We start from the raw sequence: 13,102 nt of genomic DNA, 5'->3' as shown, positions 1-13,102 counted from the left end.
AGAGTTATCCATGCCGCAGTTTTTTATCCATCGCCCGGTGTTTGCCTGGGTGATCGCCCTGTTCATCGTGCTGGCAGGGGTCATCGCCATCCCCAAGCTCCCCATCTCCCGCTATCCCTCGGTGGCGCCGGTGTCGGTGACCCTCTATGCCACCTATCCGGGCGCCACGCCGCAGACCCTGAACGATGCGGTGGTGAGCCTGATCGAACGCGAGCTGTCGGGAGTGAAGAACCTGCTCTACTTCGAGTCCTCGGTGGACGTCTCGGGCAGCGCGCAGATCACTGCCACCTTCAAGCCGGGCAACGATCCGGAGCTTGCGCAGATGGACCTGCAAAACCGCATCAAGGCGGTCGAGCCTCGCTTGCCACAAGCGGTGCGGCAAACCGGCCTGCAGGTGGAGTCCGCCTCATCCGGCTTTCTGATGATGGTCGGCATGACCTCACCGGATGGCCGCTTCGATGAGGTTGCCCTCAACGACTACATGGCACGCAATATTGTGCAGGAGCTGCGCCGCATCGACGGGGTGGGACGAGTACAGCTGTTCGGCGCCGAGCAGGCTATGCGCATCTGGGTAGATCCGGCCAAACTCGCCGCCTACGGGCTGACCATCAGCGAGGTGGCACAGGCCATCGAGCAGCAGAACATCCAGATTGCACCGGGGCGCCTCGGTGACGAGCCCTCCCTGCCGGGGCAGCGCCTGACGATTCCCCTCACGGTTCAGGGGCAGCTGACGACCCCCGAGGCATTCGCCGCCATCGTGCTGCGAGCCGGTGGTGATGGCGCCAAGTTGGTGCTGGGTGATGTCGCCCGGGTCAAGCTGGGGGCGCAATCCTACGCCTTTTCCAACCGCGAGAACGGCGTGGCCGCCACCAGCGCCGCCATCCAGCTCTCCCCCGGCGCCAACGCCGTGCGTACCGCAGATGCGGTGCGCACCCGTCTCGCCCAGCTCGCCCCCACACTGCCGGCGGGCATGGCCTATTCGATCCCCTTTGACTCGGCCCCTTTCGTCAAGGTCTCCATCGAAAAGGTGATCCACACCCTGCTGGAAGCCATGGTGCTGGTGTTTCTGGTGATGTTTCTCTTCCTGCAGAACCTGCGCTACACCCTGATCCCGGCCATCGTCGCCCCCATCGCTCTGCTTGGCACCTTCGCGGTGATGCTGCTGGCCGGTTTTTCGATCAACTCCCTCACCATGTTCGGCATGGTGCTGGCCATCGGCATCATAGTCGACGACGCCATCGTGGTGGTGGAGAACGTCGAGCGCCTGATGGCCACCCAGGGGCTGTCGCCCCGGGAGGCGACCTCGCAGGCCATGAAGGAGATCACCGGGGCGGTGATCGGCATCACCCTGGTGCTCACGGCGGTGTTCCTTCCCATGGCGTTTGGCAGCGGCTCAGTGGGGGTCATCTACCAGCAGTTCACCCTGTCGATGGCGGTGTCGATCCTGATTTCGGCCTTCCTCGCCCTGACCCTGACGCCTGCGCTCTGCGCCACCCTGCTGCGTCCGGTCAGTCCAGATCATCATGAGAAGCGCGGCTTCTTCGGTGCCTTCAACCGGGGTTTCGAGCGGTTCACGGCAGGCTACGGTGCGCGGGTAACCCGGCTGGTCGGGCGCAGCGGACGGATGATGGCAACCTTTGCCGCCCTCTGCACCGTGCTGGCCATCGCCGCCGCCCAGCTGCCCTCCTCATTCCTGCCGGACGAGGATCAGGGCTACTTCATGACCTCCATCCAGTTGCCAACCGGCGCCACCAGCGAGCGTACTCTTGAGGTGGTCAAGGCCTTCGAGGCTCACGTCGCCTCTCGCGAGGCGCTGGACACCAACCTGGTGGTGCAGGGCTTCAGCTTCTCCGGCGCAGGCCCCAATGCGGCCATGGCCTTCACCATGCTCAAAGATTGGGATCAGCGTCATGGCGCCACGGCAGCCGAAGAGGCAGATCTGGCACAAGCGGCTATGGCAAATATTCCTGAAGGCACGGTAATGAGTCTGCTGCCGCCCGCCATCGATGAGCTGGGCACCGCCTCCGGCTTCACCCTGTTCCTGCAAGACAGGGCCAACCGGGGAGATGCCGCGCTGCTGGCCGCCCAGGCACAACTGCTGGAACTGGCCGCCAAAAGCCAGGTAGTCAGTGATGTGTATCCCGACAATCTGCCTCCCGGCGAGAGCATTCACCTCGAGATCAACCGACAGAAGGCCGAAGCCATGGGACTCTCGTTCGCCAGCGTAAGCAGTACCCTGTCGGCCGCAATGGGGTCGCTCTACGTCAACGACTTCCCCAACGGCGGGCACATGCAGCAGGTCATTCTGCAGGCCGACGCGTCGGCGCGCATGCAGCTCGATGACGTGCTCGGCCTGCGGGTGCGCAATGCCAACGGCGGCATGGTCCCCTTGCGGGAGGTGGTGACACCGGAATGGCGCGAATCGCCGCAACAAATGATGCGCTTCGATGGCTTCCCTGCCGTGCGTATTGCCGGAGGGGCAGCGCCCGGCATCTCCAGCGGAGCGGCGATGGCGGAGATGGAGCGTCTGGTAGCGCAATTGCCGCCAGGCTTCGCATTGGCCTGGACGGGACAGTCGTTGCAAGAGTGCCAGTCGGCCGAGCAGGCCCCCCTGCTGATGCTGCTGTCGGCGCTGGTGGTCTTCCTGGTGCTAGCGGCACTCTATGAAAGCTGGTCGATCCCGCTCTCGGTGATGCTGGTGGTGCCGCTGGGCCTGCTCGGTGCCGTCGCGGCCGTGATGCTGCGCGGCATGCCCAACGACGTCTTCTTTAAAGTAGGCATGATCACCATCATCGGTCTATCGGCCAAGAATGCCATCCTCATCGTGGAGTTTGCGCGCCAGTTGCACAGCGAAGGGCGCTCACTGCTTGATGCGGCTGTCACTGCTGCCCGCCTGCGCCTGCGCCCCATTCTGATGACGTCGCTGGCCTTTACTCTCGGTGTGGTGCCCTTGATGCTCGCCAGTGGCGCCAGCGCGGAGACCCAGCACGCCATCGGCACCGGCGTGTTTGGCGGCATGATCAGCGGCACCCTGCTGGCCATCTTCTTCGTGCCGGTCTTCTTCGTCTTCGTCATCGGAACCCAGGCGCGCATTCAGGCCTGGCGGGCACGACGAGCATCCAACCGCATTCATCCGGATCGATGACTACAGAGGCGTTGTTGCCCAAATCAGCCATTACCCCAGCCCTAGGTGATAGCTACACTTGGGGTTCTCTAACCGGCAAACCAAGGGCATTCAGTTTGTTCATCGCACACTCGTAGGCCATGACCTCTCCCACTTGTCAGTTGTAGTTACGTAGACTGATTTTTCCCGTCATCAATTGTTTGAACCTATACATCGCCGTCTCGGCCAATGAGCGCCGATGATACCCGGACTGCTGCTTCCAGTGAGTCAGCCCCTCCTTGCGCATCACCAGAACCGCTTCATTACGTGGGTGCCCCTCTTCCCATAAACCGGCATTCTTGTGCGGCGGAAATACATGCCCTGGCTGCCACGATGTCGTGGATCGCCGGGTCTACCGCCAGATGCAATTTGCGCCAGACCCGACGCTTGTCATGGCCATGCTGTCTGACTTTCCATTCACCCTCGCCAAACACTTTCAAGGCGGTGGAATCGATAACCAAATCGATCACCTTGCCCTTGGGTGGCTGGCGGTATGCCACCTCCACGGTACTGGCGCGCTTGCTGACACAGCTGTAGTCGGGGGCACACAGCGGCACATTCATCAGCTCAAACAGCGAGTCGAGCAGGCCCTGTGTCGCCCGCAGGGAGAGGTTGAAAATGCTCTTGAGCATCAGGACGGTAGAGAAGGTCTGGTCAGTGTAGAGCTGGCTGCGGCCCCGGCGCCCATGATGGCCGTGGCGGAACCAGTTGTGCATGGCCTCTGCATCAACCCAGAAGGTGAGTGAACCACGGTTAATCAAAGACTTGTTGTATTTAGGCCAGTTGGTGATGGGATGAAGGGATGTGCCCATGATGCAGACTTCAAAGGGGATGGTGGTGATCAGATCACCGAGCTCTCAGTAAGTTCCCTTCAAGCTGCATCGATTTGGGCAACAACGCCAGTAAATATCTCATCTCACCCCGCCCGACATGGCTTGAACAGATCCAGCTTGTTGTCGTAAACACTCGTCTGCACATCCATGATCCCCAGCATGGAGTGAAAGAGGTTGTCATGGGAGAAGCGCTGACTGCTCGCCTCCGCCGCCAGGCAACCCATATCCAGCTGGCGATCGGCCTGTAACTGGGGCGAGAACCAGGTCAGCAACGGCACCCGGGTCTGATCATCCGGCGCAAACTTGTAGGGCGTGCCGTGCAGATAGAGCCCCATGGCCCCGAGGGATTCGCCGTGATCGGAGAGATAGACCAGTCCCACATCATACTGGCTCTCCAGCGACTTGAGCTTGTCTATCAGCAGCCCCACCACCTTGTCGGTGTAGCGGATGGTGTTGTCATAGGTGTTGACCAGCTCTTCGTTGCTGCAGTTTTCAATGTCGCTGCGCGGACAGTCCGGCATAAAGACGCGCTCGCTGGCAGGGTAACGACGAAAATAGGTCGGGCCATGGCTGCCCATCAGGTGAAAAGCCACCAGCTTGTTGCCCTTCATGCCGGCAATCTGCTGATCCAGCCCCTCCAGCAGCACCTCGTCATAGCAAGACTCCCCCTGACAGAGCGCAGGATAGGATTTGGGGAGGATCTCGATGGTCGGCACATTGCGGCACACCCCTTTGCAACCGCCATCGTTCTCTTTCCACAACACCGAGACTCCGGCATGTTGCAGCACATCGAGCAGGCCGTCACGGGAGCTGGCAAGCTGGTCATCGTAGCCGCGGCGCGTGAGGTTGGAGAACATGCAGGGCACCGAAACCGCAGTGGCCGTGCCGCAGGAGCGCACATCTTTGAACGACACCACCCCCTGCTCTTTTGCCGTAAAGCTGTTGGTCGCCTTGCCATACCCGTTAAGGGAGTAGTTCTGGCTGCGCGCCGTCTCCCCCACTACCAGGAACATCAAAGTCGGCTTGCTTCCCCGTGCCACCACCCTGGCATCTGTCCCCAGATGCTGGTAGGGGATCGGCGTGGCAAACAGCACATCCCGCCCATATTTGTAGAGGCCGTGCACATAGTTGGCAGGCACAATCTCTTTGGCCAGAGACTTGTTGTTGCGCCCGACCGAGGCGTAATCCTGATAGTAAAGTGACGCGACGCCCCCGATAAACAGCAGAGAGATAGCCAGTGCACCAGCCCGCCACGCCAACCCCTGATACCAGCGAGCCGGATAGCGGATCCGCAGTGACCAGAGCACCAGAACAGGCAGCAGCCCGGTCAGCAGAAACCAGAGTGCAACGGAACCATTCAAATAGGCCCCCGCCTCACCACTGTTGGTCTCCACTATGTTCTGGATCATGCCGGCATCGAAGATGACGCCGTATTTGAGCATGGCGTAGCTGACGATGGAGCCAGTCAGAATGAGCACGGTAAAAAAGGGCTTGAGCACAAACCGGAACGTGAAGGGAATAAACACGGCATTGAGCGCCGCGATCAGCACCAGCGGGATCGAGATGGCAAATCCGGCTTTGACATGGGTCAGGGCGCTGAGCACCGTATAGAAATGCAAAAAGATTGGCCAGTTCAGTACCAGGGCGAAAAAGAGCACCAGCAACAGATTGGTCTGCAGTACACCGAGAGTTACACGCATAAACAGCTCCTACATACCGGCCTGCAGCGCAGCGGGCCGGCCAAGCCAACAAAAACGACGGGGCCAGCGTAGGAAGTAAAACTTAAGCGCGAATTAAGAGGAGAAGCACGGTGCTCGTGCGCCCCATCACAGCACGGGGTGCTCCGCGGCACCGAAATGGATTTTTAGTTGTCTATCCATCGGATTTTGCTAGCTTGTTGAGTAGGCATTCACGAAATGCAGGTTAACCGATGGCACTGATCCAAGCCTCGATAGAGCAATTGAGAGTAGGCCACTATATCCATCTCCCCACGGGATGGACTAACCACCCGTTTATGTTCAATACCTTCAAGATCAAGGATCAGCAGCAACTCGACATTCTCCGTCATCTTGATCTCACCCTGTTGATGGTCGACCCCGACAAGAGCGATCTGCCCATCGAGCCGCTGCTGCGCGGCGATATCCCGGATGCCGGGCCTGACCTTGACGAGCTGGAAGAGCTGATTGCCTCGGGCCCGCCCCCCTTTGACGAGAAAGCCTTTCGCCGCTCCATGCGCGCCGCTGACAAAGCCTTTGGCCAATCCATGAGCGAGCTGCGCGATGCACTCGGGGCGCTGAACCTCAAACCGGATGAGGGACTGGCCAACACCGCCCAGATCGTCCGTAATGCCGCCTTCACCCTCAGTCAGCATGAAGGGCCTCTCGGGCTCCACCTTATTCGCAGCCCCCACACTGATATCCTGTTGCAACACAGCCTCAATGTGGCTTTTATTGCCATGCTGATGGCTCGCGAACTCGGCATGAACCCCATCGAGATTGAGGAGACGGGACTTGCGGGACTTATCCACGACATCGGCGAACTGAAAATCCCGAGCCAGATCACCCAAAAACGGGGGGATCTCAACAAGGCCGAGCAGAACTTCCTCAATATGCATCCCCAGTACGGGCTGGAGATGCTGACCCAGCTCAACGCCTTTGAACCGAAAATCCGTCAGGTCGCCCATCTGCACCACGAGCGGCTCGATGGCAGCGGGTATCCGCTCGGGATCAAGGGCGGGGAGATCCCGCCGCTGGCGCGGTTGATCGGGCTGGTCGACTTCTACGACGAGCTGCTCCATCCCCGCAACAGCGGTAACCCGGCCGCGCCGAGTCAGGCCATCAGCCAGCTCTACAAGTTATCCCAGAAGAAGTTCGACCAGAATCTGGTCAAGTTGCTTGTCAAGGTGCTGGGGGTCTATCCGCCGGGTTCACTGGTGAAACTTTCCGACGAGAGCATTGCGCTGGTGCTCTCCACCGAACCCACCATGCCCCTCAAGCCGAAGATCCTGCCCTATATCAAGGCCCAGCGGCCGGAAGCCGTCGCCATGATCGATCTGCGGGAAGATGAACGCACCATCACTGCTTTTATCAAACAGGAAGAGCTCGATGAGGGACAACGGCAGTTCTTCAACCTGACCCGCCGCTTCTGCTACTACTTTGCATTCTGAGTTATCCCCAGAAGCTGGGGATAACTCATTGGACAAACCGGAATAATTGCTCAAACCCCCATCAGAAGGTTGCCAACTGACCATGTATAAAAAACGCCCAGCCAAGGGGCCGGGCGGAGCATGCCACCTCCGTGTGGCGTATCCAGCGGATACATTCATGCTCCATCCATCAATATCAACCCGCTGCCGCTTACACAAATATCAATTTAACATGCTGATTTAATATGGTTTTATCCACTTGTTCTGGCAAACTGACGGCCCGTTGCGCCCAGTTGGGCCAACAGAACAAGATCCTGATCACACTTATTCACGGGCTGGCTATTTTTTCAGCTGGCTTATGAGGAGCGTTTTTTATGCAGTTGGTCCTCTCCTTGCTGCAACAGATGAGCGTCAGCCTAGTGATCGCCTATCTCTTCTCGAAAAGCCCGCTGCTGCGCCCGCTTGCCAACTATTCCGTGAGACTACCTCACAAGATACTGATATACATCATCTTTTCCAGCTTTTGTATCCTCGGCACCTATGTGGGCCTCGATATCGACGATGCCATCGCCAACACCCGGGCGGTCGGCGCCGTCTTGGGGGGATTATTGGGGGGACCGCTGGTGGGCTTTCTGGTGGGGCTGACCGGCGGCCTGCACCGCTATACGCTGGGGGGATTTACCGATCTCGCCTGCGCCATCTCCACCACCTGCGAGGGGTTGCTCGGGGGCATAGTGCACTGGCGCCTGATGCGCTCGGGACGAACGGATGCCCTGTTTGAACCGCGTATCGCCTTCTTTACCACCCTCTATGCCGAGATCATGCAGATGGTGATCATCCTGCTGGTGGCGACCCCGTTCGACAAGTCCCTGCTGCTGGTGCGCACCATCGCCACCCCGATGATTCTGGCCAACTCCTGCGGCGCGGCGCTCTTTATCAGCATGATCCGCGACCAGCAGCGGATGTATGAGAAGTTCTCCCGGGTCTTCTCCGCCAAGGCGCTCAATATCGCCAACCGCACAGTGGGGATCATGAGTCAGGGCTTTACCCCGGAGGCGAGCAACAAGATTGCCCGCATCATTCAGGAGGAGACCGGCGTGGGGGCGGTCGCCATCACGGACACCGAGCAGATCCTCGCCTTTATCGGCACCGGCGAAGATCACCACCTGCCGGGTACCCCCATCGCGTCAGCCATCACCATGCAGGCCATCGCCCAGAACAAGGTGCTGTTTGCCGATGGCAACAGCCAGCCCTATCGCTGCAGCCTCTCCTCCGCATGCCAGCTGGGTTCGGTGCTGGTGATCCCGCTGCAAGGGGACAAAGGAGTGATCGGCACCATCAAGCTCTACGAGCCGAAGAAGCGGCTGTTTCTCAAGATCAACCACACCCTGGGGGAAGGGATTGCCAACCTGCTGTCACAGCAGTTGCTGGCCGGTCGGCTGGAGCAGCACCAACGGCTGCTGGTGCAGTCCGAACTCAAGCTGATCCAGGCCCAGATCAACCCCCACTTTCTGTTCAACACCCTCAACACCATCAGTGCCATCACCCGGCGCGATCCGGACAAGGCGCGAGACCTTCTGCTGCATCTTTCGCTGTTCTTTCGCAAAAATCTCAAACGCCAGAGCGGCCTTGCGACCCTGCAGGAGGAGCAGGAGCACTGCCAATCCTATCTGGAGATCGAGCTGGCCCGCTTTGGCGATCGGCTGACGGTGATAAACGAGATCCCGCCCCATCTGGCCACACTGCGACTGCCCAGCTTCACCCTGCAACCGCTGATCGAGAATGCCATCAAGCACGGCGTCTCGACCCTGCTGGAGCAAGGGCGCATTCGCCTCTATACCGATGAGCATCCCACCAGCGTCACCATCCATGTGGAAGATAATGCAGGCACCTGGCAAGCGCACCCCGCTGGCGACGGTCTGGGCATGACCATTGTCGATCGGCGACTGAAAAGCGCCTTTGGCGAGCGCTATGGCGTGACTATTGCCTGCGAGCCGGAACAGTGGACCCGGGTGTCGTTCACCATCCCCAAGGAGCAACCATGATCCGCACCCTGATAGTCGATGACGAACACTACGCCCGCGAAGAGCTGAGGCAGCAGCTGGCCTGCGATCCTGCCATCGAGATCGTAGGGGAAGCGGCCAACGCCATCGAGGCGCTGCCGCTTATTCAGCGCCTCAAGCCCGACGTGGTGTTCCTCGATATCCAGATGCCCAAGCTGAGCGGCATGGAGTTGGTCGCCATGCTCGATCCCCTGCCCCGCATCGTCTTTGTCACCGCCTTTGACGAATATGCCATTCAGGCATTTGAAGAGAACGCCTTCGACTACCTGCTCAAGCCGGTGGAGCCCGCCCGGCTCGCCAAGACCCTCGCTCGCCTCAAGCAGGATATCTCCCCGCAGCCCATCGAGCGACTGGCCCCGACTATCGAACATATTCCGGGCTATCTGCACAATCGGGTCAGGCTGCTGCCCATCGCGCAAGTGGAATATGCCTTCTCCGATCTGGGCGGGGTCCATGTGGCCTGTCAGGGCGAGCTGTTCCACACCCAGCTCACCCTCAAATCGCTGGAAGAAAAGAGCCCGCTGCTGCGCTGTCACCGCCAGTATCTGGTCTCCCCCAACGCCATCTTCGAGATCCGGCTGCTGGACAACCAGCTGGCAGAGATTGTCACCCCGAGCGGCGCCCGGGTGCCGGTCAGTCGTCGCTATCTCAAGGAGCTCAAAGATCAGCTGGGGCTGGACTGAGCCGCGGAGTGTGCGCCTGATCACAGCCGCCGACCGCTCGGCGCGCCAAAGCGCCGTTCGGGGAGTTTCACCTGCCAGTCAGGCGCAACCGTTTTAGACTCGCTCTGCACACTAAAAAATAACAATGCAGGAGCGTAGCAATGATCTGGTTCTTCCTCTGTGTCGGCTTACTTGTGGCCGGCTACTTCATATACGGCAAATTCATCGAACGGATATTCAGCCCGAAACCCGAGCTGAAAACCCCCGCCATCACCATGGCTGACGGGGTGGACTATGTCCCGATGTCGGACAAGAAAGTCTATCTGGTTCAACTGCTCAACATCGCAGGTGTTGGCCCTATCTTCGGCCCCATCCTGGGTGCCCTCTACGGCCCGGTCGCCATGCTCTGGATCGTCTTTGGCTGCATCTTCGCCGGTGCGGTACATGACTACTTCTCCGGCATGCTGTCGGTGCGCGCCAAGGGGGCCTCGGTGCCAACCGTGGTCGGTGAGCATCTGGGCACCGCCGCCAAGCACTTCATGAACCTGTTTGCCGTGGTGCTGCTGATGCTGGTGGGCGTGGTATTCGTGCTGAGCCCGGCCGGCTTGCTCGCCAACCTCACCTCCACCGATCTGGTCTACTGGATCGTGGCAATCTTTGCCTACTACATCCTCGCGACCATAGTCCCCATCGACAAGATCATCGGCCGCTTCTACCCCATCTTCGGGGCCCTGCTGGTCTTCATGTCGGTCGGCCTCATCGTTGGCCTGATCGCCTCCGGCAAAGGCTTCTACAACACCGGGATGGACTTCTCCAACCTGCACCCGACCGAACTGCCGCTCTGGCCGCTGCTGTTCATCACCATCGCCTGTGGCGCGGTATCGGGCTTCCACGCCACCCAGTCACCGCTGATGGCGCGCTGCATGCAAAACGAGAAATCCGGCCGCTTCATCTTCTACGGTGCAATGATCGGTGAAGGGATCATCGCCCTGATCTGGTGCACCCTGGGTCTCTCCTTCTACGACAGCACCGAAGCACTCAACGCTACCATGGCCAACGGCGGCCCGGCAGCCGTGGTACACGAAGTCTCCACCAGCCTGCTCGGCACAGTCGGCGGCATTCTGGCCATCCTCGGCGTGGTGATCCTGCCCATCACCTCCGGTGACACCGCGTTTCGCAGTGCTCGCCTGATCGTGGCGGACTTCCTGAAGATGACCCAGAAGCCGCTGGCCAAACGTCTGCTGATCGCCATCCCCATGTTTATCCTTGGTTTCATCATCTCCAAGGCTGAATTCGGGGTGATCTGGCGCTACTTCGGCTGGGCCAACCAGACCACCGCCGTCATCATGTTGTGGGCTGCGGCTGCCTACCTCATCAAAGAGGGCAAGCTGCACTGGATCTGCACCATTCCCGCCATGTTCATGACCGCTGTGGTGATCACCTATCTGGCCAATGCCCCCATCGGGTTCGGGCTTGAGATGGGGACCTCCACCATCATCGGCCTGACTGCAACGGCGGCCATTACCGTGGCCTTCCTGATGAAGTTCCGCCAACCACTGGTTAGCAATCCCAGTGAAGGGTGATGTCTGACTTGAGGTGGTAAAAAAGGGGCCAAAAGGCCCCTTTTTAATTGATAAAAAAACCAATAAAACAACTCGTTATTCCCTTAAGCTCCTATACAGCACAAGCCCTTAAGATTCCGTGCGACCTGACGATAAATATGTGATTTTAAATTGCTTTCCCGAATATATGAATCAATGATAAAGCTGTGCTTAAAGCCAGTGGAGGTTATACATGTTCCTTGATTACTTTGCCCTTGGCCTGCTCGTCTTTGTCGCGCTGGTCATCTTCTACGGAATCATCGTGATCCACGATATTCCTTACGAAATCGCCAAACATCGCAATCATCCCCATCAGGATGCCATCCATGTTGCCGGCTGGGTCAGTCTCTTCACCCTGCATGTGTTGTGGCCTTTCCTCTGGATCTGGGCAACCATCTATCGCCCCGATCGCGGCTGGGGCTTTAACCAGCGCCTGCAAAAAGATGAAGATGATATCGCGGCCCTCAGAGAAGAGCTGGCTGAACTGAAGGGCCGTCTCAACCATATCGAACAGCAAGAGCAACAGGGATAAATCATGGACCTGCTACTGATCCTGACCTATACGGCACTCTGTGTAGCCATTTTCAAAATCTTCCGCATCCCGCTCAACAAGTGGACTGTTCCGACTGCCGCGCTGGGTGGTGTGGTGCTCATCGGCACCCTCATCATGCTGATGAACTACAACCACCCCTACTCCGAGATGGCGCGCAACTACTACCTCTCCACCCCTATCGTACCGCTGGTCAAGGGCCGGGTAGTCGAGGTGCCGGTGCAAGCCAACCAGCCGGTGAAGAAGGGCGATGTGCTGTTTCGCCTCGATGACGAGCCTTTCAGACTGAAAGTGGAAAGCCTGAGCGCCCGGCTCAATGCCAACAAGGATCAACTCAAGTCCATTGACGCCAGACTACGCTCCGCCAAACTGGACAGAGATCGCGCCAGTGACCTGATGCGCCGCGGCGTCGGCAAGCAGCGTGACCTCGACGTGACTCAAGCGAGCGTAGATGAGATCGCCGCCCAGATGGATCAGCAACGCGCCACGCTGGAAGATCTGCAGGCCCAGCTCGATGAAGCCAAATACCAGCTGGCCCAGACCGTGGTCTATGCCCCAAGCGATGGCCATGTGGTGCAGCTTGCCCTGCGTCCCGGCATGATCGCCACCCCCTTCATGTATCGTCCGGTGATGACCTTCATCCACAAGGATGAGACCGCCTATGTCGGCTGGTTCTGGCAGAACAGCATGCAGCGTCTGGCGGTGGGTGACGAGGCCGAAGTGGTGATCGACGGCATCCCCGGCAAGATCTTCAAGGGCAAGGTAACCGCCGTGATCCCGGCCATCGCCGCCGGCAATGTGCAGGCCAACGCCATGCTGCTGGATCAGACCAGCGCTATCCGTCCGGGCCGCATGCCGGTGCTCATCTCCATCACCGACCCCGAGTGGGCCAAGTATCAGGTGATTGCCGGTGCCAGCGGCCAGGCCGCTGTCTATACCGAGTACTTCCACCACGTCTCTGTGATGCGCAAGGTACTGCTGCGCATGGCAAGCTGGATGAACTACCTCTTCCCCTTCCACTAAGCACGCAATGTATTCAACGGGCCGGCATCATGCCGGCCCGCTGTTTTTGTGGCGGCAAGCAC

The 13,102-nt window shown here is 59.3% G+C and carries 8 protein-coding genes and 1 pseudogene; 7 read left to right on the top strand and 2 right to left on the bottom strand.

What is annotated here, in order from left to right; translation table 11 throughout:
- Positions 1–10 precede the first annotated feature (10 nt).
- Positions 11–3,145, top strand: coding sequence for a multidrug efflux RND transporter permease subunit (locus tag AB5Y73_RS06220; RefSeq protein WP_279499265.1), 3,135 nt, complete (start codon positions 11–13; stop codon positions 3,143–3,145).
- Between the two features lie 52 nt (positions 3,146–3,197).
- On the opposite strand, the pseudogene AB5Y73_RS06215 reads toward AB5Y73_RS06220, so the two are convergent.
- Positions 3,198–3,975: pseudogene (locus AB5Y73_RS06215) on the bottom strand (IS5 family transposase).
- Between the two features lie 104 nt (positions 3,976–4,079).
- Entirely contained in the window at positions 4,080–5,696 is a 1,617-nt protein-coding gene (locus tag AB5Y73_RS06210) for a phosphoethanolamine transferase (protein WP_181497457.1), read from the bottom strand.
- 230 nt (positions 5,697–5,926) lie between these two features.
- Between AB5Y73_RS06210 and AB5Y73_RS06205 the strand changes: the two genes are divergently transcribed.
- From AB5Y73_RS06205 to AB5Y73_RS06180, 6 genes are all read left to right on the top strand, one after another.
- Positions 5,927–7,162 carry an HD-GYP domain-containing protein gene (locus AB5Y73_RS06205; protein ID WP_040066103.1) on the top strand — a complete coding sequence of 412 codons (1,236 nt, stop codon included), beginning with the start codon at positions 5,927–5,929 and terminating at the stop codon, positions 7,160–7,162.
- A 353-nt stretch (positions 7,163–7,515) separates the two neighbouring features.
- Entirely contained in the window at positions 7,516–9,186 is a 1,671-nt protein-coding gene (locus tag AB5Y73_RS06200; RefSeq protein WP_181497459.1) for a sensor histidine kinase, read from the top strand.
- On the top strand, positions 9,183–9,887 hold the full coding sequence (gene btsR / locus AB5Y73_RS06195) for a two-component system response regulator BtsR (RefSeq protein ID WP_005350523.1): 705 nt from the start codon (positions 9,183–9,185) through the stop codon (positions 9,885–9,887). Before AB5Y73_RS06200 ends, btsR begins: the two co-directional genes overlap by 4 nt.
- Positions 9,888–10,027: 140 nt before the next feature.
- The gene (locus AB5Y73_RS06190) at positions 10,028–11,449 is read left to right on the top strand and encodes a carbon starvation protein A (protein ID WP_019445441.1); all 1,422 of its coding nucleotides are present in this window, start codon (positions 10,028–10,030) and stop codon (positions 11,447–11,449) included.
- Positions 11,450–11,660: 211 nt separating this feature from the next.
- The gene (locus AB5Y73_RS06185; protein ID WP_005344404.1) at positions 11,661–11,999 is read left to right on the top strand and encodes a DUF3302 domain-containing protein; all 339 of its coding nucleotides are present in this window, start codon (positions 11,661–11,663) and stop codon (positions 11,997–11,999) included.
- Between the two features lie 3 nt (positions 12,000–12,002).
- Positions 12,003–13,040 carry an HlyD family secretion protein gene (locus AB5Y73_RS06180; protein WP_279499266.1) on the top strand — a complete coding sequence of 346 codons (1,038 nt, stop codon included), beginning with the start codon at positions 12,003–12,005 and terminating at the stop codon, positions 13,038–13,040.
- The last annotated feature ends 62 nt before the right edge of the window (positions 13,041–13,102 follow it).

This window comes from Aeromonas sp. s7(2024) (assembly GCF_040907825.1).
Lineage (GTDB): Bacteria > Pseudomonadota > Gammaproteobacteria > Enterobacterales > Aeromonadaceae > Aeromonas > Aeromonas veronii.
This window is presented reverse-complemented; position numbering and strand designations above follow the sequence as displayed.